Raw genomic sequence first — 21,235 nt, 5'->3', positions numbered from 1 at the left:
ACCGCCCGCCCACCGCGCTCATCCAGCAAATTCTCAAGCCAGGAGAACCAGATGAAACTTTTCGTCTCACCACGGGCGCCCAACCCACGCCGGGTACTGATGTTCATTGCCGAGAAGGGACTGTCCGGCATCGAGCGCGAGGTCATCGACCTTGGCAAGGGTCAGCACCGCGACGAGGCCTTTCTCGCCCGCAACCCAATGGCCAAAGTCCCGGTTCTCGAACTGGACGACGGACGCGTGCTCGGTGAAACGCGCGCCATCTGTACCTATCTCGAGGGCCTGGCGCCGCTGCCCAACCTGATGGGCAGCGACTTTGAAGAACGTGCCTTCATCGAGATGGCGGACCGGCGAGTCGAACTGTACCTTTTCGGAGGCATCGCCAACTGGATCCGGCACACCCACCCGGGGTTGGCGCCGCTCGAACAACCCCAGTTTCCGGACTTCGGCCGCTCGCAGGGAGAAAAGGTGCGCGAAGTGGCGCGCTGGCTTGACAGCGAACTCGCCGATCACCCCTTCGTTGCCGGCCAACGCTTCACCATCGCCGACATCACTGCTTTCTGTGCCGTCGAATTTGCGCGCGGCCTGATGAGATTTCAGCCCGCCCAGGAAGGCATGCCGCATCTCCAGGCCTGGCGCGACCGCGTGGCCGGGCGCGCCAGCGCCAGCGAGGGTACCTGACCCACCGGCAGGACCTGCAGCCGGCGAGCTGATACGGCCGCAGGTTCAAGTCCAGACCTCGCTCAGGCTGACTGATCGTTACTGCCCCCTCCCGGAGACCCCTCATGGTCCGACGTCAAGTTCACACCTTCCATCACGCGCCAGTCGCCCCCTCGAACCGACCACCGCTGCTCTTCGTGCACGGCGGCTATGTCGACGCCAGGTGCTGGCAGGCCCACTTCCTTCCCTACTTTGCCAGCCGTGGCTTTGACTGCTACGCACTGGACCTTTCCGGGCACGGCCACAGCGAGGCGCGCGCGCCTCTCGACACGCTGAGCCTCGACGATTACCTGGCCGACGTCTTGCAGGTGGTCGCGGATCTCGGCAGGACACCGGTGGTCATCGGGCACTCGATGGGCGCCTTCCTCGCCGAGCGCGTGCTCGAGCAGTCACTGGCCAGCGCTGGCGTCCTGATGTCGCCGGTGCCGCCGCACGGCACGCTCGAATCGGCAATGAATCTCCTCATCCGCTACCCGCAATTCCTCCGTGAAGTCTCCAGGATGACCCGGGGAGCCTTCGACTCGGACGGCCTTCGCGTCCTCAAGGAAGTCTACTTCACGCCCGCAACAAGGCCCGAAGTGGTCCTGCGTCTGGCCCAACTGGTGCAACCCGAATCCCTGCGCGCCATCTGCGACATGGCACTGCTCTGCTGGCGCTGGCTGCCGAAGGTGCCCGACCGACCAGTGCTGGTGGTCGGCGGCGAGCTCGATGCCGTGTTTCCGCCGCACATGGTCCGGCGTGTCGCCAGACGCTGGCAAGCCGAACTGCAGATCATCCCCGAAGCCGGCCACGCCATGATCCTCGATCAGCACTGGAGAGCCTGCGCGGCCTGCATCGTCGACTGGCTGGAGCGACTCGAAGGACCGCAACCGATGCCGGTAACGCGATTGGAGCCAGAATGCGCACTCGCCGCATCTTCCTGAATCGCCTTGATCCGGCGCACGAGCCGCAAGATGCCGTGGTGGTGATCGACGTCCTGCGTTCCTTCACCACCGCGGCCTACGCTTTCGCCGCCGGCGCCAGCACCATCTATCCGGTGGAAACGATCGCCGGCGCCTTCCGCCTGCAGCGGCGCTTGCCCGATGCAGTGACCACCGGCGCCGTCGGCGGTGGCGACCCCATACCCGGTTTCGATTTCGGCAACTCGCCGTCGGCGCTGCAGGGCGCCAGTCTCGCCGGCCGGCCGCTGATTCAGACGACTGCAGCCGGCGTGCGCGGCCTGACCCGTTTTCGCCACGCGCGCGCGCTCTTTGCCGGCAGCCTTGTCCTTGGTCGGGCCACCGCCACGGCGTTGCTCGATTTCCAGCCGGACGAGGTGTGCTTCGTGATCACCGGCGAATGGGTCGATCGTGACGGCGATGAAGATGTGGCCTGCGCGGACTATCTCGATGCGCTGCTGCACGGCCAGGACCCCGATCCTGAACACTACGCAGCGCGCGTGCGCGACTCCGATTTCGGTCGCCGCTTTCAGGCCGGCAACAACCCCAACCTGCCACCGGGCGATCTCGCTCTTTGCGCTCAGCCGGATCGTTTCGACTTCGCCCTGCGGGCCTCGCACTCGGACGGTCACCTGCAGCTCAACCGGTCACGCGCCGGTCAGGAAAGTCCTTTGCGCAGCGGCCGCGAAGGCGCCAAGGGTCAACTCCGCAACGGCCTCAGGTTGCAGGAAAAGTAGCTGTTCCGTCCCCTGCCCCGCCCTGACTGACGATGGCCCGCATCCTTCCCGACGGCTGGCGCGAACTCGCCGTCACCGGCGCCGCGCAACGCGAGATCGAAACCCTCGCCCGCCTCGCCAGCGGCCTGCCCGACGACTATACGGTCTACCACGCGGTGCACTGGACCGGTATCGACGGCGGCCATGCGATCTACGGGGAGATCGACTTCGCCGTCGTCAATCTTGCCGGGGACCTGTTGCTCATCGAGCAGAAGAGCGGCTTTCTCGATGAAACGGCGGCGGGCCTGGTCAAGCAATACCCGGGCAAGTCGAAGAGCGTTCCCGTGCAGATTTCGCGCATGGTCGGCAACCTCCGTGGCAAGCTCGCGGCGCGTGGCGACATTCCCTCGATCGCCACCGACGCCCTCCTCTACTGCCCGGACTACACGGTCAGGAACCCCGAAACTGCCGGCCTCGTCCCTGAACGCATCGTCGACGCCAGCCGCCGCGGCCAGATCTGCCGAATCATCCAGCGACTCCTGCCGGCTGGTGAGGAGACGCCCGCCGCGCCCAAGGTGCACGCTTTCCTGCGCAACCTGATCCAGCTCGACACCGACGTCAGCGCGCTGATGGGGCACGCCCGCGAACTTGTCACCCGGCTTTCCGGCGGCCTTGCCCACTGGGCGCGGCGGCTCGACTTCGAGCCCTTCCGCCTGCGGGTCACCGGCACCGCCGGCTCGGGCAAGACCCAGCTCGCCCTGGCCGAATACCGCGCCACCCTCGAAGCCGGCAGGCGGCCGCTCTACGTCTGCTTCAACCGCCCGCTGGCCGATCACTTCAGCCGCATCGCCCCGGCCGGCGGCCTCGCCTGCACCTACCACCAGCTCTGCGACCAGCGCCTGCGCCACGCCGGCGAAACGCCGGACTTCACCGCATCCGACGCCTTCGAGCACCTGCAGAAGAGGGCCGCCGAGCTGCCGGTCAGTGCGGCCTTCCTGTTCGACACGGTGATCGTCGACGAGGGCCAGGACATCTCGCCAAAATGGCGCGACTTCATCTTTCGCCATGCGCGCGCCGATGCGCGCCTCCTGTGGCTCGAAGACCCGCTGCAGAACCTCTACGGACGCCCGCCAACGCCGCTGCCCGGCTGGGTGACGTTGCGCGCGCAGAGCAACTACCGCAGCCCGCGGCCGATCGTCGAGTTCTTGCGCCAGCTGCTGCCCGGCGACCTCGACATCGAGGCGGCCTCGCCGATCGCTGCCGACGACATCGAATTCCTCGACTATACCGACACGCCGGGCCTGTTCGCCCGCGTCAAGGAGGCCATCCGGCTCTGCTACTCCGCCGGCTTCAGGAAGCACGACGTCGCCATCGTCAGCTATCATGGCCGTGAGCAGTCACGGCTCCTGGCGCTCGACCGCCTGGGCCAGACCAGTCTGCGCCACTTCACCGGCGACTACGACCTCTTCGGACAGCCGGTGTATAGTCAGGGCGACCTCCTCGTCGAATCGGTCTACCGCTTCAAGGGCCAGGCGGCACCGGCGATCATCCTGGCCGAGATCGATTTCGACGTACTCGACGACCAGGCCGTGCGCAAGCTCTTCGTCGGCGCCACGCGCAGCTCGCTGAAGCTGATCCTCGTCTTGCACGAGAAATCAGCGGCCAGACTGATCGAACGCATCGGCTGAGCAGTCGGAACATTTAAGCAACGTTAACAGCTACCTGGAAGCATAAGCTGGAGCACTTTCTGAGAAGTCCCCCAGCGAGATGGTAGGCTCGCGTGGGCTCCAGGAGTCTTGTAAAAGCAATGTTCTATCGAACCGATTGCAGGATACGTCGAATGGTGCATAAACACTTATGCGCTCAAACACCTTTTTGGAGGACATCATGAACACTGTTCGCTGGAACATCGCCGTGTCGCCGGACGTGGATCAATCCGTGCGCATGTTCATCGCCGCGCAGGGGGGCGGCCGCAAGGGCGACCTATCGCGCTTCATCGAGGAGGCCGTGCGCGCCTTCCTGCTGGAGCGGGCCGTTGATCAGGCCAAGTCCGCCGCCGCTGGCATGAGCGAGCCGGAACTGACCGACCTCATCGAGGAGGCGGTGCAATGGGCACGTGAGCACTGATGCGCGTCATCCTGGACACCAACGTGCTGCTTGGCGCGTTGAATTCGCCGCACGGCCCGCCTGACGCCATCTATCGCGCCTGGCGCGCCGTGCGCTTCGAGCTGGTGACATCATTGGCGCAGCTCGATGAACTGCGGCGCGTGAGCCGTTACCCAAAGCTCAAGGCCATTCTGCCCGCGCACCGCATCGGCACGATGGTCAAGAACATGCAGCGCGCCATCGTCCTGGAGCGTCTGCCGACCCTGCCGGAGGGCGACGAAGTGAGCGATCCGAACGACGCTTTCCTGCTCGCGATGGCACTGGCCGGCGACGCAGACTACCTGGTAACGGGTGATCGCCGTGCCGGGCTGCTGCAATCGGGCAGCATCGGCCGCAGACGCATCGTCACCCCCGCCGCCTTCTGCGCCGAGGCGCTTTGAGGCCAGGCCGGTCGGCTTCCTGTCCACCAGGCAATCGAACGCTACGGGCGCTTTCCCGACCCCCTCTCTGCCGACGAGCTGGCGGAATCTGCCGGGGCGCTCTGGCGCGCCGGCAGCGGCTACGTCGTCGTCGCCGGGAAAGGCATCGCCAGGGCGATCAGCTCGTGATCGCGCCGCCAGATGACCTCGGCGCGATTGACCACCAGCCACCAGCTTTGCGTGGCCGGATGCGGCTTCCGGCCGGCGAAGGCTGCCGGCGTCAGAACGGCGAGACACCAGCTCGGCTCGGGTGCCCGCACCGAGCGATAGATGACCGCCCCGACGCCACCGTCCCGGGCGACGCGAGCGAAGGACTGCGTCGCCGCGTAGTCGCTGGGGTGCGTCCAGGCGGCGGCGTCTGTCCGGAAGGGGGCGTCGCGCAGGTCGACGGCCGTGGTGCGCAACTCGGCGCGGAAGGCAGTGTGGGCGACCGGGCCGATGCGCGCCAGGTCTTCGGCATCCTGCAGGAAGCGCCAGCGCCAGTAGCCGAGTTCGGCGCAGGCGGTGCGGATCGTTGCGGCACCGTAGAAGACGCCGGGATCGGTGACGGCGCGAAAGCGGGAGCCGTGTGCCGCGGGCGGATAGCGAAAGGGGGTCGCCAACAGGTAGTCGAGTCCGCTGGCCGCCTCGGGTACCGCCGGCTTGCTGGCTTCGAGCAGCGCCTCGAGGACTTCCTGCTCGGCGGCGTCATCGACGATCTTCATCGTCGCTGCCACATGCTGCGCCTCGACGATGCGCCAGACCCAGCCGCGCCAGTCGCGCGCCTCAGACGAGACTGCGGGAGGCGTCCAGGTAATGGACGACACGTACCAGTCCTTCGGTGTTGGCGATGAGGTCCACAGGGCGACCGTTGAGCCCGCGGTTGTTGCTGGCGAGCCATTTGCACGCGGTCTCCTGCTCACCGACGATGGAGTCTAGCGACCGGAAGGCGCGGACGAACAACACCGCCAGCTCCCACTCCTTGCGCTTCTGGTCGAGCTGGTAGGCGCCGGAGTACAGTCGGCTGACCGTGGCCGCGCTGATGCCGAGTACCTTGGCCAGAAGGGAGCGCTGGATGTGCAGGTGATCGGCTGCGCGCGTCACCGCCTTGCTCAGGACGGCCGCGGGCTCGGCCTTGCTCACCGCCTGAATGCTTGTTCCGGACATCTCGTTCTCCTTTCCAGGGAAATTATAGCGGACCGTTCTTTCTGTGGGAAGTGATGACCGGGGTCTCGCGAAGGGGCCGTGGGTTGCACTCGAGGTACCCTGGCGGTCTCTGGCCGTTGCTGGCGGCATTGACGCCGCTCGCCGCGGCTGCCTATACTGGCCACGGAACCACCGGATCGGCCATCCCCAGGGCGATTCGCGAGAGGACCGAAACATGCGGGGGCGGACGCCGGACCACAGGATCGACTCTTCAGGCGGGCGCCGCACCAACGAGTGACCACGAGCTGCGCGCAGCAAGGAGGCCCGGACATGCAACGCGAACTTCCCGATCTGAAAGTCACGCCGCCGGTAGAAGGCGAGAAGGTAAGCATCGCCTTCCACGCCGACGGGAAACAGTACGAGCTGCCCGTCCTCGGCGGCACCCATGGTCCGAAGCTGATCGACGTCCGGCGCCTCTATGCCGAGACGGGCTATCTGACTTACGACCCGGGCTTCATGTCGACCGCCAGCTGCGATTCGGCGATCACGTACATCGATGGCGAGGCAGGCATCCTCCTGCACCGCGGTTACCCGATCGAAGACCTTGCGGCGCACGCCGATTTCCTCGATGTCTGCTATCTCCTGCTCTACAGCAAGCTGCCGTCGGCCGCGGAACTGGCCGGCTTCAGGGATCTGATCGTGCACCACAGCATGGTCCACGAGCAGTTCAAGCGCTTCTTCGAGGGCTTCCGCCGGGATGCCCACCCGATGGCGGTGATGGTCGGCACGGTCGGCGCGCTGAGCGCCTTCTATCACGACCGCATCGACATCACCGACCCGGAAGCACGGATGGTGGCGACGCATCGTTTGATCGCCAAGATGCCGACGATCTGCGCCATGGCTTTCAAGTACTCGCTCGGACGCCCGTTTCTCTATCCGCGCAACGATCTCGGCTACGCCGAGAACTTCCTGCGCATGTCGTTCGGCGTTCCCGCCGAGGAATACGTGGTCAACCCGGTCCTGGCGCGAGCCATCAACCGTTTCCTCGTTCTGCATGCCGATCACGAACAGAACGCCTCCACGGCAACGGTGCGCATTGCCGGTTCGAGCCGTGCCAATCCCTATGCCTGCGTCGCAGCCGGCATCACGGCCTTGTGGGGGCCCGATCACGGCGGAGCGAACGAGGCGGTGGTGAACATGCTCGAGGAGATCGGCAGCAAGGACCGCATCCCCCTCTACATCAAACGCGCCAAGGACCGCAACGATCCCTTCCGGTTGACCGGATTCGGCCACCGGGTCTACAAGAACTACGATCCGCGGGCGGCAGTGCTGCGTGAATCCTGCCATGAGGTGCTGGCCGAACTGGGCAAGGAGGACGAGCCCTTGTTCGCACTGGCGCTCGAGCTCGAACGGATCGCCCTCGATGACGAGTACTTCATCGAGCGCAAACTTTTTCCGAACGTGGACTTCTACTCGGGAATCATGCTGCGGGCGATCGGCTTCCCGACCGCGATGTTCCCGTCGCTGTTCGCGCTTGGCCGCTCGATCGGCTGGATTGCCCAGTGGAAGGAAATGATCGAGGCATCCGACCAGCACATCGCGCGGCCGCGCCAGCGTTACACCGGCGAGCCCGTGCGCGCCTACGTGCCGCTGGCCGATCGCTGATCTCGCCGACCGCCGGGCATTGGCGCGCTGCGCCCGGCGGTCGTCATCGACTCACTGCTCGCGCTCCGGCTCGTCAGCACCCCTGCTGTAACGGCCTGCTCTATACAGCGGCACCGCTTTTCCACGACAATGGCCGGCACTCATCAGCCAGGAGACACTTCCCATGGACTACGCCGCCCTCACTTCGCTGCTCGCCCTCGGCCTGTTCGTCGGCATGGTGCTGCTGCTCGAACTCGGCCGACGGATCGGCGTTCGCCGGATCGCCAACGATCCCGAAGGCGCGCAGGCCGGGACCGGAGCGGTGGACGGGGCGGTCTTCGCCCTGCTCGGCCTGCTCATCGCCTTCACTTTCTCGGGCGCAGCGACGCGGTTTGACGAACGGCGGAACCTGATCGTCCAGGAAACCAACGACATCGGCACCGCCTACCTGCGGCTCGACCTGTTGCCTGCCAGCGCGCAGCCGGCGCTGCGCGATCTCTTCCGGCGCTACGTCGATTCCCGGCTCGAGGTCTATCGCAAGCTGCCGGACATCGAGGCCGCCAGGGCAGAGCTGGTCCGTTCGAACCAGCTGCAGGGCGAGATCTGGAGACAGGCAGTCGCCGCCGGCCGGATGAGCGAGGCGCCGCCGGCAGCCAACATGCTGCTGCTGCCGGCGCTCAACCAGATGATCGACATCACCACCACCCGCACCATGGCCGCACAGGTACACCCGCCGATGGTCATCTTCGTCCTGCTCTTCGGACTGGCACTGGTCGCCGCGCTGCTCGCCGGCTACGGCATGGCCGGCGGCAAGAAGCGCAGCTGGATTCACATGATCGGCTTCGCCGCAACCATGGCGCTGGCGGTAAACATCATCATCGACATCGAGTATCCGCGCCTTGGCCTGATCCGGGTTGACGCGTTCGACCAGGCACTGGTCGAGCTGCGGGCGAGCATGAACTGATCTCCGTGGCTCCGAGTCTTGCGCCAGGGCCTGCTTGACCCACCGCCAGTCCCGCGCGTAATCACGCCCACTGATACAAGACCCTTCCTTCCCTGAGGGCGCGACCGACGACAGGGTGCGCAGAATCCTTGAGTCGCTCGACTTCATCGCGACCATAGAGGACCAAATCCTTGCCCATCGCCAGCTTGCGCAGGGCCAGGTACAGGCGCGCAGTTTCCTGGCAGCGACTGCGCTGTGGGCTGAAAGGCTCAGGCTCGACGATCAGGAGATCGACGTCGGAATCCGGCCGAGAGTCACCGCGTGCTCGCGAACCAAACAGGATCACGGTGTCGGGATTGGCTTCACGAACTGTGGCGCTCCGCTGTTTCATTCATCTGCGGAATGTCTCCCGACGATGCCAGGCCAGGTATACCAATACAGGTCACAAACGACTTTAACTACTGATCTTAACTGGCTGTAGAATTGAATAAGTTCTTCCTGCAGAGACAGGCTGCGATGCTGAGACTGACCACCCAGGCGGCGGCGGAAGCCTTAGAAAACGAGCGTTTTCAGCACCCGTATCCACACGTGCGGCGCAAGATGGAAGCGCTGTGGCTGAAAAGCCAAGGGCTTGCACACCAAGACATCGCGCGGTTCGCGGGCGTGAGCGGCAAGACTCTTTGTACCTGCCTCCAGCAGTATGTGGAGGGCGGCGTCGCAGGGCTGAAGGAACTGCATTTTCGTCGGCCGCAGAGCGAACTGGTGGCGCATCAGGAGACGATAGCCGCTTCTCTTCTAGCCCATCCGCCGGCTTCGATCAATGAAGCAGTGGATGCGATCAGAACGCTTACGGGTTTGAGCCGCTCGCCGACGCAGGTGCGGCTTTTCCTGAAAGAGAAGTGCGGGATGAAACGCCTGAAGCCGGTTTCGGCAGCAGCCCGCGCCTGGCCGGCGGTGGCTTCGAGGATGCGGCGGTGTTCGCGGGAGAGGTTGGTTTTCATTGTTATGGTCTCGGGAGGTCAGCTACGGGCAAAGGCGAGCAAGGGGGCGATGTCGCGCGCGTCAGCGGCTTGCAGGGCGGCGATATAGCGTTGCCGGGTTTCATTCGCATCGGGCAGGCTGGCGCTGCCCCAGGTGAAGCGGGGGCGGCCCAGGCGCTCGATGAGCAGATCGGCTATCAGCCGCGCGTGGCGCCCGTTGCCGTTGGGAAAGGGATGGATGGCGACGAGACGGTGATGGAAGCGGACGGCGATTTCGTCGAGCGGCAGGCTGCCGTTCGCGACCTGGAAGCGGACGTCGTCGAGAAGCTTCTTCAACTCGACACCGATCTGGAGCCAGTCGACGCCGATGTTCTTGTCCGATTTGCGGAAGCTGCCGGCCCAGCGCCAGGTTTCGCCGAACATCTGCTGGTGCAGGCGGCGCAGGAAGCCTTCGTCGAGGATTTCCTTGCGCCGCTTGCGCGCCCAGGTGTCGCCTTGAACGATGTTGAGTTGCTCCCACTCGTTCAGTTCGCCCTGCGTGGTGATGTGGCCGGGAATCAGGCTGGCCAGTTCGTCAGCATCGAGCGGCGTGGCGCCGGGTGCGTAGTCGAGGTTGATCGGCATGTCGCTCAACGAGTCCGCCGGTCGGTCTTCCACAGCGCACGCTGGGAGCCGGAGCGCAGGGCTTCGATCAGGGCGCGGGTCTGCTCCTCGCGGGCTGCCGGCGACGTGGCCTGGGCTTCCAGGGCCATGGTGTGGCTGATGGCTGCCATCTGCTCGAGCGCCAGCGCAGCAGCCCGTGCCTCTAGCGTTTCTTCGAGCGGCCTCCGGGGCACCAGGGCGTAGCGTAGTTCGCAGCCCAAGGCGTCGGCGGCCCGGCGCAGGGTGGCCAGGCTGATGGTTTCGTCAGCTTCCGAACTCTCCAACCGGATGACCGTGGAAGGGGCGACGCTCAATCGGCTGGCGAGATAGGTCGCGGACATGCCCAGCCCATCGCGAATGGCCCTGATCCAGCCGGACGGCGGACGCGGCGGCAAATCCGCGCTACGCCAGCGTTCCAGTGCGGCGTCGAGTTGGCGAAGCCTGAGTTTGGGAAAGTTTGTTTTCATTTGATTGCACCATAATGCACAACGGCGTTTTTGAATTGTGCATTAAAGCGCAAAATGCGTAAATGCCAAATTGCATCATGGCGCAATAAATAGCTTGTCTCATAGCTGAACCGGTCCGGCAGGAAGCTTCGCCAGGACGCTCGTTCGTACCTCGGACAACCAGGCGTCAAGGTCCGCTTCGTTACGCACGATGCGGCGGGGTGGTGCGATTGGCTGCACGGTGGGTTCCAGCTTCCGCGCCGCCGCAGTGAGGGCGCGGGAGAGTTGGCCGCACAGGGCGTGGCGCTTCTCGGTCCAGCGTTGCGGCGAGCAGGCGGCCAGCGAATCGATCAGTTCCCTCAGGGTGCCAACCCCGGGCGGGCTTTCTGGAGACGAGAGCTGGACATCGCGCAGTATGGCGGCGCGATCTTCGGGCGCCAACTTACACCATTCGGCCGATGCGTCGAGTTCCTTGTGGCACTGGTCGTACTCCTGACGGTACGCGGCCGAGACCTGGGCGAGAAGACGGGTGGCACCCTTTTCTTCTTCGGCCAAGCGTTTGACCAGGTCGCGACCTGAGAGGCCGGAGAACTCATCGATCAGTGGATTCGGTCGCCCCTCCGGGCGTGGTGCGGCACCGGTTGCCCGGCGTTGGGCGTCCTTGAGCTTGGCTACGAATTCCGGGGCCTTCGCCTCGGCATCATCGGGCCTGCAGCGCATCAAGCGGGCGATGGCGCGCCTTTCCTCCGCGGACAGGGGTGCGGTTTCGCGCGAGACGGTGCTGGCGGTCACGTCACGGCGGTTGAAGCGGCCGGCCGGCCGGTGCGCACCCGAAGCGTTGACGATGGGCAATTGGCCGGCAGCGAAAAGCACGGCAAGGAGGGCGTCGACCGCATCCTGCCCCCTGCTGGGCCTGCTCATCGCCTTCACTTTCTCGTGTGCGGCGACGCGCTTTGACGAACGTCGTAACCTGATCGTCCAGGAAACCAACGACATCGGCACCGCCTACCTGCGGCTCGACCTCCTGCCCGCCAGCTCGCAGCCGGCGCTGCGCGATCTCTTCCGGCGCTACGTCGATTCCCGGCTCGAAGTCTATCGCAAGCTGCCGGACATCGAAGCCGCCAGGTCAGAGCTGGTCCGTTCGAACCAGCTGCAGGGCGAGATCTGGAGTCAGGCGGTGGCCGCCGGCCGGATGAGCGAGGCGCCGCCGGCAGCCAACATGCTGCTCCTGCCCGCGCTCAACCAGATGATCGACATCACCACCACCCGCACCATGGCCGCACAGGTACACCCGCCGATGGTCATCTTCGTCCTGCTCTTCGGACTGGCACTGGTCGCCGCGCTGCTCGCCGGCTACGGCATGGCCGGCGGCAAGAAGCGCAGCTGGATTCACATGATCGGCTTCGCCGCAACCATGGCGCTGGCGGTAAACATCATCATCGACATCGAGTATCCGCGCCTTGGCCTGATCCGGGTTGACGCCTTCGACGAGGCGCTGGTTGAGTTGCGCGCTAGCATGAACTGACTTTCGTGGCTCCGAGTCTTGCGCCAGGGCCAGGATGAACCCAACGCCATTCCTAGGCTGGATCAGGCCCGCTGATGCAAGACCTTTCCTTCCCGGAGAGCGCGGCCGACGATAGGGTGCGCAGAATCCTTGAGTCGTCGCTCGAATTCATCGCGACCAACATGATCTGCTGGCCCAGATCGTGCCCATGGACGCAATCGGCGAAGGTGCCAAGGTCAATCAGGGAATTCTCGTCTCCCAAGTGCAAGGCGCGCTTGCGGTCGGCCAGCTGTACCGTCTGCTTCAGGGCCAGCAGCAGGTGGCCGAGGCTGGACTTGCCGGAACTGTTGCTGCCGAAGATCACGGTCAACGGCGCCAGCGGGACCACTTTCGTGTCCTTCCACGCCTTGAAGTTCTGAATCTGCATCCCGGTCAGCATGACGGTTCCTTTCGTTCCGTCCGCATCATGCAGCGCATCCCACGCCGCAAGCGCTGGGCGGCGGGTACGGCATTGGCCAAATCCACGGGTTTCATTTTTCATCAGGACGCGGCAGGCTTCGGTGCTTGTTGGCCGCAAGCACGATGGCTGCGATCAGCGCTTCAGACCGTTTTGAATCTCGCGGGCAAGCAGCGATGGCAACATCGCTGTGACTATCTCCGACTGGCTGAAAGCGTGACCTCAAGATGGCTGATCAGCTCATCCAGGAGTTGTGATTTATGGGCACTCCTGCACCGGTTATAGTGATACGACAACTCACCGATGACATCGGAAGCCACATGCGGTCTGAATCTGATCCACTTCTTCCGGCCGTTCTTGAGGTCCGCCTGTGTCATTTCATCGGTCACCCAGAAACCGGCAAGCTCCAGGATGAGCTTCTTTTCATCGGCATGTAAATCCACTTCAATGAACTCATCCGAGCTATTCATGTGCATCACTCCAGCAAATGGATACCCATCGACACCGGGCAGCGTCTGCAACTGTCTGGAGAGCCCGTCCAGCCGCAGGCATGCCGCACCCACGAACCTTCAGCAGACGGGGACGCGCCGCCGCCCGAGCCGCCCGGTCCCTTCGTCTCACTTGTTACCCCCATTATTACCTCGATGAAAGGGGAATTACCCTTTCTTCCTTCACGCGGCGGCTGGCCCTCGCCCGAGACACTCGACTCGACCTTGCTTCTGTTCGTCGCGCAAGACCGTTCGCACCATGTCGCGGCTAACGCCCCGGCTGGTGACTGCTTCGGGAAAGGCGCCGAAGTTCAGGTCACTGAGAAATTCGACGTTGAGGGCATCGATGTCGATGGCGAGGTAACGGGAGAGTCCGCCATCCTCGCCTTCCCGCTCGCGGATCAGGCTTTTGCCCCGGCCGGCAAGGCGCAGGTACGCCGCGAAGATAGGCGGCATCCCAGATCCCCCAATAGCGCACGCCAAACTGAATAGGACACGCTGGCCAAACCAACGCACGTATCTAGGCGTACCGCGAAAGCGGAAGCGGATGATGACTGCAGCGCGTGATAGCTATATGCTTCGCTGATGTCCGAAAGTACCTGCCCATTTTGTACCCTTCCCGCGAATCGCATCCTGCGGGAAAACGTCGATGGCATGGTCATTGATGACGGTTTTCCAATCTCTCCCGGCCACACGCTGATCATCCCACGGCGACACATGGGCTCCTTTTTTGATCTATCGGAAACCGAGCGAAATTCGCTACTCTCCCTTCTCGAGGACGCTAAGTGGCGCCTTGACAAAGAGTTCCGGCCGGATGGCTATAACATCGGGATCAACGACGGCTCAGTTGCGGGGCAAACCGTCCCACATCTACACATCCATCTCATCCCCAGGTTTCATGGCGATCGCGAGGATCCGCGAGGCGGTGTTCGTTGGATCATCCCTGAGAAAGCGGATTACTGGTCGTCTCGATGAACCAACCAGCCCCCGAAGAACAGATCATCTTTCTCCAGCAGATTCAGCGCCTGTTTGTTGAAGGCGAGTTCACCGCTACCTACAAGTTTGCACTACTGCTGAGTCTCGCGGAGTTGGCGGTGGAATACGGAGACGATTCAGGGGACGCCCTTCCCCTAGAAATGCCGTGGGTCGGCGAGAAATTCGCCGAGCTTTACTGGCGCCAACTCGCCGAGTACAGCGCTGGCCTGCCGGATACCACCAGTGGTGTTCTGCACCAGAATCATGGTGCGCAGGCCGCAGTTGTTCGGAGCCTCCGCACGATCTACCGCGCCACCGCCGGTAACTTCAGCCTCGCAAGAGTGCACGACGCGTGGGCCGATACGGTCAGGGCTGTGGCTAGTACGGTTCGCACAATGCCACTCCGCTACCTGCAGGTTCTCGGCGGCAAGCTTGAGCCGTTCCTCTACCGCTACCCGTGCCGACCCGGCTTCATTGACCTCAATCCTGGCGTCGCTTTCAACTTTCGCCGGTACCAAGGGCTAATCCAGCAGTTGGCGCGCGCAGGCTGGGTCGAGCACATCCGCAGCAACAAGCAGAATACGCCGATGCTTGGTCAGCTCGACGATCTGGAAAGCTTCATGTTCGGATCGGCGAGGGCTGCGCTCGGCGATGTCGCAAGCGTTCTCGCACCGCTGCAGGACCATCTCTGCTTCTACTGCCGCGAGAGGATCGACCAGCGTGCCGAAGTCGATCACTTCGTCCCTTGGGTGCGGTACCCGAGGGATACGGCACACAATTTCGTGCTGGCCCACCGGGGATGTAACAACGCCAAACGTGACATGTTGGCCGGGCAGCGCCATCTCGAATCATGGATGAGCCATCTTCAGAAGAAGGGCGGTGAAATCGGAGGACAACTACGTCAGCTAGGCTTTGTTGCGGACTCAAAATGCTCGATTCGTGTCGCTCTCTGGGCGTACGAGCAAGGCGTTGAGACAGGCAGCATCGGATGGATTGCTCAAGGCCACACCGAGCCGTTGGTGGATGAATGCCTTTCGGTTTTTCGGCGTCCAGGCGGGTGTCTCCAGCCGAGTTGATCTTGCAGTACTCGCCTACAACGCCACCGAGTGGTGTTCTCCCGATTTTTGCCGAGGCCAGAAGCCTCGTCCTCGAAAAACTGGCGGCCGGCCCGGTTGGGCGGTAGATTATCGGCTTAAAGATACCGCTTACTCCTGCCACAAGCCATTAACCGCCGTATATGTACCGTTCAGTTCATCAATGAGCACCCTGTCTTTTACCACCCCGCACGAACTCCAGATCCTCCTCGGTGAGCGGCTGCGGCGTCTGCGTCTAAACCGCAACCTCGATCAGCTGACGACCGCCGAAAAGGCTGGCGTTTCGGAAAAGGCCTTGCGCAATCTCGAAGCCGGCCGGGGATCGACTGTCGAAACGCTGCTGCGCGTGCTGAAGGCGCTCGATTCGCTGCAGGGGATCGACCTGCTCGCACCCGAGGCCACGGTCAATCCGCTTGACCTGCTGCGCCAGCCCAAGCTGCCGCAGCGGGCGCGCCGGCGCGAGAAGGAGAGCGGATGAACACGCCGGTGATCGAGGTCCGCAGCTGGGGCCAGCGGGTCGGCGCAGTCGCTCCCGATCCGCGCCTCGGCTGCTACGTGTTCGCCTACGACCCCGCCTGGCGGCGCAGCGGCATCGAGCTGGCGCCGCTGACCATGCCGCTGGCTGACCCGCGCCCGAGCTTTGCCTTTCCCGAGCTGAGCGACGCGGGCTACAAGCGCCTGCCCGGCCTGCTCGCCGATGCGCTGCCCGACGACTTCGGCAACGCGCTGATCGACGCATGGATGAGTGCTCGCGGCGTCGAGCGGCGCGCCATCACCACCCTCGACCGCCTGGCCTACATGGGCCGGCGCGGCATGGGGGCCCTCGAATTCAAGCCGGCGCGCGGCGCACACCGCGAGAGCGCCGAGCCGCTGGCGATGAAGAGCCTGGTCGAGAGCGCGCGCAGGATCATCCGCGCCGACCCGTCCGGTGACCTGCAGGCGCAGGCGGCACTGGCCAACATCATCCGCGTCGGTACCTCGGCCGGTGGCGCGCGCGCCAAGGCCGTCGTCGCCTGGCATCCGCAGACCGGCGAGTTGCGCAGCGGCCAGTTCGACGCCGCCCCCGGCTTCGAGCACTGGCTGCTCAAGTTCGACGGCGTCGGCAAGGATGCTGAGCTCGGCGGCAGCGCCGATTACGGGCGCATCGAGTACGCCTACCACCTGATGGCGACGGCCGCCGGTATCCGCATGTCGCCCTGCCGCCTGCTCGAAGAGAGCGGGCGCGCCCACTTCATGACCCGCCGTTTCGACCGCGACGTCGTCGATGGCATCACCGTCAGGCACCATGTGCAGACGCTCTGCGCCATGAGCCATGTCGACTACAAGCAGCGCGCCACCCATGCCTACGCCCAGCTCTTCATGGCCGTCGCCCGGCTCGGGCTGGGCGACGAGGCGATCGGGCAGACGTTCCGGCGGATGGCTTTCAACGTCATGGCGAGGAATTGCGACGACCATACCAAGAACTTCGCTTTCCGCCTGAAGCAAGGCGGCAGCTGGGAACTGGCGCCGGCCTACGACGTGACCTACGCGCACAATCCCAAAGGCCAGTGGACTTACCAGCACCTGCTGGGCGTCAACGGCAGGTTCAGCGGCATCACCCGTGCCGACCTGCTGCTCGAGGCGGACCGCTTCGGCGTTCGCCGCCCGCTCGACGCCCTTGCCGACGTGCGCGCCGCCCTCGACGCCTGGCCCGAATTCGCCCGCCAGGCCGGCCTCGCCGAGCCAACGATCGCCGCTGTCCGCTGCGAGTTTGAAGTGTTATGAAAAACTCCGGGAGACGCCGATGAGCAACATGGGACGCATCTACCAGATCGACCAGATGCTTGGCGCACAGCGCATCGTCAGCCGCGGGGAACTGCAGGAACGCCTCGGCGTCTCCTGGGCGACCCTCAAGCGCGATATTGCCTACATGCGCGATTGCCTCAACGCGCCGGTCGTTTTCGACCGCGCGCTGGGCGGCTACCGCTTCGCGAAGATCGAACAGCGGCTCGGCCCACCGTATGAGCTGCCCGGCCTGTGGTTCGCCGCCGAGGAGATCCATGCCCTGCTGACCATGCAGCATCTGCTCTCGAGCCTGGATACCGGCGGCCTGCTCGGGCCGCAGATCCAGCCCCTGCTCGCCCGCCTGACCGGCCTGCTCGGCGCCGCCGACAACCCGGTCGAGGAAGTGCAGCGCCGCATTCGCATCCAGGCGGTCGGCGCGCGTGAATTGCATCTCGATCACTTCCAGGCGGTTGGCTCGGCCCTGTTGCGAAGGAAGCGCCTGCTCATCCGCTATCACGCGCGCGGCACCGACGAGGTGACCGAACGCGAAGTCTCGCCGCAGCGACTCAACCACTACCGCCACAACTGGTATCTCGACGCCTGGTGTCATCTGCGCGACGGCCTGCGCGCCTTCTCGGTCGACGCCATCGAACAGGCCGAAATCCTGGATACGCGGGCGATCGACATTGCCGATGAGCGACTCGATGAGGTGCTCGGATCCGGCTATGGCATCTTTTCTGGCGACCAGGTCTCCTGGGCCGTGCTGCGCTTCACGCCGGAGAGGGCGCGCTGGGTGGCCGCCGAGCGCTGGCACCCGAAGCAGGAAGGCAGGCTGCTCGACGGTGGCGACTACGAGCTGCGTGTGCCCTACGCCGACGACCGCGAACTGATCATGGACATCCTGAAGTACGGCGGTGACTGCACGGTCATTGAGCCGGCAGCGCTCAAGGCGAGAGTGGCCGAGGAATTGCAGCGCGGACTGGAAAATTATTTGGCGTAGCGCGTCTCAAGCTCACTCTGTGAGCCCGGGAGGGCGCACACTGGCTGCCATCAACCCTGACGGAGCCTACCATGCCCTCTCACGACACCCCCTTCTTCGACCGCCTGCAGGCAGTCTTCAACGTTCTCGTCGGCGTCACCGATACGCGTTCGCTACCGTATGCCTTTCGCGAGCCGGCGCCTTGGGAGATTGACCCGGAGGCCCTGCAGCGCCCGGCGATCTGGCGGCGGGCCCGGCGGGTGCGGTAGGCGCACTCCGGCCAGCGGCCATCTCGCCTGGTGAGCGCAAAAGGGCAAGGTTAAAAGTGCAAGGTTTCGTGAGTGTCAACGCACAAGGAAGTTTCGCCTAGTCGGGTGCCCTTGCGCGGTGCAGCCAATACGGGGTGCAGGCAACGAGCGTCCTGTGCGCAACGCCGGACCCAGTCACTTTCGTGGCTGCACCACCGTTGGGCTCTCCATCGGCGATAGCAACTGCCCGATCAGCGTTGCTGGCATTGGCGTCTGGATTCCATAGTCCGCCGGGAAATGCTCCGGCAGATAGAGCGTGCCGAACATCCGGTCGATCCATGGGAAGGTCGCAGCGTAGTTATGGTCAATATGGTCAGTCCTGCTGTGATGCCAATGGTGGAACGCCGGTGTCGCCACTAGCCACTCCAGCGGTCCAAATCGCAAGCGCACGTTGGCATGCAGGAAAAAACCCATGAAGGTGCCGATCAACGTGATCGCGATCGGCAGCATGCTGCCCGCCGGCCCGGCGCTCCCGAGCCCCAGGATATACAGCGGCAGCAGCCCGGACATTCGCGTCACCACCATGTCGATCGGATGGGCTCGGCCATTGACCAGAAAATCGATATGTTCCGCGCTATGGTGTATCGCGTGAAACCGCCACAAAAACCCGATTTCATGACTGAGCCGATGGCCCCAATAGGAACCGATATCGGCGACGATCAGCCCGGCGGAAATGGTGAGCCACAGCGGCAGTCCATGTACGCTGTCATGGAAGCCTGCGGGCAAGACCTTTTGCACCAGCGTTGCCAGCACCGCCAGCGGCACGCTCATCAATGCCGCCGGGACCAGGCTGCTGAGAAAGTAATAGGCCAGGTCATTGCCGATCTGCGGCCGCAGAAATTTCGACGGACGCTGCGCAAACAGTCGCTCCAGAGGCACAAATAGGGCAATCAGTAGCATCAGCCAGAGGCACAACCGGAAGACGTCCACGACAAAGCGGGCGATCTCAGGAGGCAAGCTGGAAAGCAGGGTCATCAGCCTTTCACGCAGTCAAGGAAAACCGCGGGCGCAATTTTCCGCGCCCGGGACGATCTACCCATCCACGCTGCTCACCCGAGTTCGACACTTTTTGCGTGCCAAATGCATAAATGAGGTTGCGGGTACAATAAAAACAATGGGTTAGCGCGCGGCGAAAAATTTCTTGTAGTGACACGTCTGGCCTAGGAAGCCATTGCGATCAGGACGATATCTGGATACAGTAGCGACATGTTCGTGAAGATCACCACGTCCGGCCCGAGGCAGTACGTCAAGCTCGTCGAGTCCTACCGGGACACCTCCGGGGTACCTCGCCAACGGGTCATCGCCACCCTCGGGCGCATCGAAGCGGTCCGATCGGGCGAGGCCGACTCGCTGCTCAACGGGCTGCTGCGGGCGGCTGGCAAGCCCTCGCTGGAGGAGGGAACCGGCGAGGTCGCCTTTGCGCCGGCGCTTTGCGTCGGCGATACCTGGCTGCTGACCGCCCTGTGGAAGGAGTTGGGCTTTGCCGACGCCTTTCGCCGATTGCTGCGCAACCGGCACCAGTTCGACGCCGAGCGCCTGTTGCGGGTGATGGTCTTCAACCGGCTGTGTGATCCGGAATCCAAGCTGGGGATCCTGCGCTGGCTGGAGGGCACCCGGGTTCCCGAGGTGAGCGCCGAGTCGGTGATCCACCAGCACCTGCTGCGCACGATGGATACTCTGGCGGACTGCGCCGACCGGGTAGACGACACCTTGACGGGTCTCCTGCGGCCGTTGATCGACCAAGAGTTGGCAATCGTCTTCTACGACCTGACGACGATCCGTACCGAAGGCGGCACCGAGGAGTCCGAAGACCTGCGGCACTTCGGTCATGCCAAGGAGGGCGGTACGGTGCGCCAGGTGATGTTGGGGGTGGTGCAGACGGCGGACGGCCTGCCGATCCATCACGAGGTCTTTGCCGGCAATACCGGCGAGACGACGACGTTGGTGCCGACCATCGAGAAAGTGCTGGCGCGCTACCCGATCAAGCGCGTGGTACTGGTTGCTGATCGCGGCCTGCTGAGTCTCGACAATCTCGAAGCCATCCGGGCGCTGCGGGTCGGCGATCAGCCGCTGGAGTTCATTCTGGCCGTGCCAGCCCGGCGCTACGGGGATTTTGACCGCCTGCTCGCTTCCTTCCATGAGAAGAGCTGCCGGTTGGCGACGGAAGAGGTGTTCGGTGAGGAGCAGTGGCAGGGGTTCCGTCTGATCGTCGCCCACCGCCCGGATCAGGCCAGCGAACAGGGTCGCGTGCGCGATGAGCGCCTCGCGGCGCTCGAGGCCGATGCCGCGCAGTGGGCCGAGAAGCTCGATGCCCAGGAAGCCGGCCAGACCCGTCCGGGCAGGAAACTGTCCGACTCCGGAACGATCGCCCGTTTCTACAAGGCGGTCGCTGACGCACATCTGGCGCACATCATCAAGGTGAATCTGTCCTCCGCGGTGTTCACCTACGAGATCGACCAACGGGCGCTGCAACGCGCGCGGCTGATGGATGGCAAACTGATCCTCGTCTCCAACGTTCCGGACTCTCCTCCGCCTGAGCTCGTGGCCCGTTACAAGGCGCTGGCCGACATCGAACGGGGATTTCGTGTCCTGAAGTCCGAGATCGAGATCGCGCCGGTCTTCCACCGCCTGCCGGATCGTATCCGCGCGCATGCCCTGATCTGCTTCCTGGCACTGCTCCTCTATCGCGTGCTGCGCCTGCGCCTGAAAGCCAAGGCCAGCCCTTTCTCACCGGAGCGTGCCTTGGAGATCGCTCGCCGGATCCAGTACCACCAGGTCACGCTGCACCAACGCCAGTCCGCGTCCGGCCTGTCCGCCATCACCCCTCAGCAGAAGGAGCTGTTCGAAACCGTCGCCCTGCCCGAGCCCTCCGCCAGACGCCTGTAGTGCCAATTCGGGAACCGTGAATTGCGCACAAACAATCACTTAGC

General features: G+C 64.2%; 27 protein-coding genes. 17 read left to right on the top strand and 10 right to left on the bottom strand.

Translation table 11 applies throughout. The features are described from left to right. The first annotated feature begins 51 nt into the window (after positions 1 to 51). The 6 genes from V5B44_RS12470 (at position 52) to V5B44_RS12445 (ending at position 4,917) form a co-directional block, all read left to right on the top strand. Positions 52 to 678: a glutathione S-transferase family protein gene (locus V5B44_RS12470; RefSeq protein WP_332359342.1), complete on the top strand. Its 627-nt coding sequence runs from the start codon at positions 52 to 54 to the stop codon at positions 676 to 678. A 104-nt stretch (positions 679 to 782) separates the two neighbouring features. Then, a complete protein-coding gene (locus V5B44_RS12465; RefSeq protein ID WP_332359341.1) occupies positions 783 to 1,640 on the top strand; it encodes an alpha/beta hydrolase in 858 nt (285 codons plus the stop codon). Then, the gene (locus V5B44_RS12460) at positions 1,616 to 2,392 is read left to right on the top strand and encodes a 2-phosphosulfolactate phosphatase (protein WP_332359340.1); all 777 of its coding nucleotides are present in this window, start codon (positions 1,616 to 1,618) and stop codon (positions 2,390 to 2,392) included. Before V5B44_RS12465 ends, V5B44_RS12460 begins: the two co-directional genes overlap by 25 nt. Before the next feature lie 32 nt (positions 2,393 to 2,424). Further along, positions 2,425 to 4,059, top strand: coding sequence for an ATP-binding domain-containing protein (locus V5B44_RS12455; RefSeq protein ID WP_332359339.1), 1,635 nt, complete (start codon positions 2,425 to 2,427; stop codon positions 4,057 to 4,059). Positions 4,060 to 4,258: 199 nt separating this feature from the next. Then, positions 4,259 to 4,498: a ribbon-helix-helix domain-containing protein gene (locus V5B44_RS12450; protein WP_332359338.1), complete on the top strand. Its 240-nt coding sequence runs from the start codon at positions 4,259 to 4,261 to the stop codon at positions 4,496 to 4,498. Continuing rightward, positions 4,498 to 4,917, top strand: a complete 420-nt coding sequence (locus tag V5B44_RS12445; RefSeq protein WP_332359337.1) for a putative toxin-antitoxin system toxin component, PIN family — start codon at positions 4,498 to 4,500, stop codon at positions 4,915 to 4,917. Before V5B44_RS12450 ends, V5B44_RS12445 begins: the two co-directional genes overlap by 1 nt. A gap of 119 nt (positions 4,918 to 5,036) precedes the next feature. Here V5B44_RS12445 and V5B44_RS12440 read toward each other — a convergent pair whose 3' ends face one another. Together V5B44_RS12440 and V5B44_RS12435 are read right to left on the bottom strand one after the other, a co-directional pair. After that, positions 5,037 to 5,762: an RES family NAD+ phosphorylase gene (locus V5B44_RS12440; protein WP_332359336.1), complete on the bottom strand. Its 726-nt coding sequence runs from the start codon at positions 5,760 to 5,762 to the stop codon at positions 5,037 to 5,039. After that, positions 5,722 to 6,102 (bottom strand): antitoxin Xre-like helix-turn-helix domain-containing protein, encoded by a 381-nt coding sequence (locus V5B44_RS12435; RefSeq protein ID WP_332359335.1) that lies wholly within the window; start codon positions 6,100 to 6,102, stop codon positions 5,722 to 5,724. The genes V5B44_RS12440 and V5B44_RS12435 overlap by 41 nt, the downstream gene beginning before the upstream one ends. Positions 6,103 to 6,411: 309 nt before the next feature. Between V5B44_RS12435 and gltA the strand changes: the two genes are divergently transcribed. Together gltA and V5B44_RS12425 are read left to right on the top strand one after the other, a co-directional pair. After that, positions 6,412 to 7,746 (top strand): citrate synthase, encoded by a 1,335-nt coding sequence (gene gltA, locus V5B44_RS12430; protein ID WP_332359334.1) that lies wholly within the window; start codon positions 6,412 to 6,414, stop codon positions 7,744 to 7,746. 163 nt (positions 7,747 to 7,909) lie between these two features. Beyond that, complete coding sequence (locus V5B44_RS12425; protein ID WP_332359333.1) at positions 7,910 to 8,689, top strand: DUF4239 domain-containing protein; 780 nt, start codon at positions 7,910 to 7,912, stop codon at positions 8,687 to 8,689. 61 nt (positions 8,690 to 8,750) lie between these two features. Here the strand turns inward: V5B44_RS12425 and V5B44_RS12420 are convergent, their stop codons facing one another. Beyond that, positions 8,751 to 9,059, bottom strand: coding sequence for a nucleotidyltransferase domain-containing protein (locus tag V5B44_RS12420; protein WP_332359332.1), 309 nt, complete (start codon positions 9,057 to 9,059; stop codon positions 8,751 to 8,753). A 92-nt stretch (positions 9,060 to 9,151) separates the two neighbouring features. Between V5B44_RS12420 and V5B44_RS12415 the strand changes: the two genes are divergently transcribed. Then, the gene (locus V5B44_RS12415) at positions 9,152 to 9,757 is read left to right on the top strand and encodes a helix-turn-helix domain-containing protein (protein ID WP_332359331.1); all 606 of its coding nucleotides are present in this window, start codon (positions 9,152 to 9,154) and stop codon (positions 9,755 to 9,757) included. Here the strand turns inward: V5B44_RS12415 and V5B44_RS12410 are convergent. The 3 genes from V5B44_RS12410 to V5B44_RS12400 all read right to left on the bottom strand — a co-directional run bounded on the left by V5B44_RS12410 (position 9,688) and on the right by V5B44_RS12400 (position 11,588). Further along, positions 9,688 to 10,272, bottom strand: a complete 585-nt coding sequence (locus V5B44_RS12410) for a mobile mystery protein B (protein WP_332359608.1) — start codon at positions 10,270 to 10,272, stop codon at positions 9,688 to 9,690. The genes V5B44_RS12415 and V5B44_RS12410 overlap by 70 nt on opposite strands. 5 nt (positions 10,273 to 10,277) lie before the next feature. After that, positions 10,278 to 10,757 (bottom strand): mobile mystery protein A, encoded by a 480-nt coding sequence (locus tag V5B44_RS12405; protein ID WP_332359330.1) that lies wholly within the window; start codon positions 10,755 to 10,757, stop codon positions 10,278 to 10,280. 99 nt (positions 10,758 to 10,856) lie between these two features. Next, positions 10,857 to 11,588, bottom strand: a complete 732-nt coding sequence (locus V5B44_RS12400; RefSeq protein WP_332359329.1) for a hypothetical protein — start codon at positions 11,586 to 11,588, stop codon at positions 10,857 to 10,859. On the opposite strand from V5B44_RS12400, the gene V5B44_RS12395 reads away from it, so the two are divergent. Beyond that, the gene (locus tag V5B44_RS12395) at positions 11,581 to 12,261 is read left to right on the top strand and encodes a DUF4239 domain-containing protein (RefSeq protein WP_332359328.1); all 681 of its coding nucleotides are present in this window, start codon (positions 11,581 to 11,583) and stop codon (positions 12,259 to 12,261) included. The two genes, V5B44_RS12400 and V5B44_RS12395, sit on opposite strands and share 8 nt — an antisense overlap. A 52-nt stretch (positions 12,262 to 12,313) precedes the next feature. Here V5B44_RS12395 and V5B44_RS12390 read toward each other — a convergent pair whose 3' ends face one another. The 3 genes from V5B44_RS12390 to V5B44_RS12380 form a co-directional block, all read right to left on the bottom strand. After that, a complete protein-coding gene (locus V5B44_RS12390; protein WP_332359327.1) occupies positions 12,314 to 12,679 on the bottom strand; it encodes an AAA family ATPase in 366 nt (121 codons plus the stop codon). 212 nt (positions 12,680 to 12,891) lie between these two features. Beyond that, positions 12,892 to 13,260: a hypothetical protein gene (locus V5B44_RS12385; RefSeq protein ID WP_332359326.1), complete on the bottom strand. Its 369-nt coding sequence runs from the start codon at positions 13,258 to 13,260 to the stop codon at positions 12,892 to 12,894. A 108-nt stretch (positions 13,261 to 13,368) separates the two neighbouring features. Then, positions 13,369 to 13,641: a hypothetical protein gene (locus tag V5B44_RS12380; protein ID WP_332359325.1), complete on the bottom strand. Its 273-nt coding sequence runs from the start codon at positions 13,639 to 13,641 to the stop codon at positions 13,369 to 13,371. 129 nt (positions 13,642 to 13,770) lie between these two features. Between V5B44_RS12380 and V5B44_RS12375 the strand changes: the two genes are divergently transcribed. The 6 genes from V5B44_RS12375 (at position 13,771) to V5B44_RS12350 (ending at position 18,266) form a co-directional block, all read left to right on the top strand. Beyond that, positions 13,771 to 14,160, top strand: a complete 390-nt coding sequence (locus V5B44_RS12375) for an HIT family protein (protein WP_332359324.1) — start codon at positions 13,771 to 13,773, stop codon at positions 14,158 to 14,160. Between the two features lie 119 nt (positions 14,161 to 14,279). Beyond that, complete coding sequence (locus V5B44_RS12370) at positions 14,280 to 15,236, top strand: HNH endonuclease (RefSeq protein WP_332359607.1); 957 nt, start codon at positions 14,280 to 14,282, stop codon at positions 15,234 to 15,236. A 181-nt stretch (positions 15,237 to 15,417) separates the two neighbouring features. Next, a complete protein-coding gene (locus V5B44_RS12365; protein WP_332359323.1) occupies positions 15,418 to 15,732 on the top strand; it encodes a helix-turn-helix domain-containing protein in 315 nt (104 codons plus the stop codon). After that, complete coding sequence (locus V5B44_RS12360; RefSeq protein WP_332359322.1) at positions 15,729 to 17,018, top strand: type II toxin-antitoxin system HipA family toxin; 1,290 nt, start codon at positions 15,729 to 15,731, stop codon at positions 17,016 to 17,018. The genes V5B44_RS12365 and V5B44_RS12360 overlap by 4 nt, the downstream gene beginning before the upstream one ends. A gap of 19 nt (positions 17,019 to 17,037) precedes the next feature. Then, the gene (locus V5B44_RS12355; protein ID WP_332359321.1) at positions 17,038 to 18,018 is read left to right on the top strand and encodes a helix-turn-helix transcriptional regulator; all 981 of its coding nucleotides are present in this window, start codon (positions 17,038 to 17,040) and stop codon (positions 18,016 to 18,018) included. A 71-nt stretch (positions 18,019 to 18,089) separates the two neighbouring features. Further along, complete coding sequence (locus tag V5B44_RS12350; protein ID WP_332359320.1) at positions 18,090 to 18,266, top strand: hypothetical protein; 177 nt, start codon at positions 18,090 to 18,092, stop codon at positions 18,264 to 18,266. Positions 18,267 to 18,440: 174 nt separating this feature from the next. On the opposite strand, the gene V5B44_RS12345 is transcribed toward V5B44_RS12350, so the two are convergent. Continuing rightward, positions 18,441 to 19,076, bottom strand: a complete 636-nt coding sequence (locus V5B44_RS12345) for a sterol desaturase family protein (RefSeq protein ID WP_332359319.1) — start codon at positions 19,074 to 19,076, stop codon at positions 18,441 to 18,443. Positions 19,077 to 19,511: 435 nt separating this feature from the next. Here V5B44_RS12345 and V5B44_RS12340 point away from each other — a divergent pair, with 435 nt between their 5' ends. Beyond that, positions 19,512 to 21,191 (top strand): IS1634 family transposase, encoded by a 1,680-nt coding sequence (locus V5B44_RS12340; protein ID WP_332359318.1) that lies wholly within the window; start codon positions 19,512 to 19,514, stop codon positions 21,189 to 21,191. The last annotated feature ends 44 nt before the right edge of the window (positions 21,192 to 21,235 follow it).

It is taken from the genome of Candidatus Accumulibacter necessarius, from assembly GCF_036625085.1.
The sequence above is the reverse complement of the archived record's forward strand: the minus strand, read 5'-3'. Positions and strand labels throughout refer to the sequence as shown.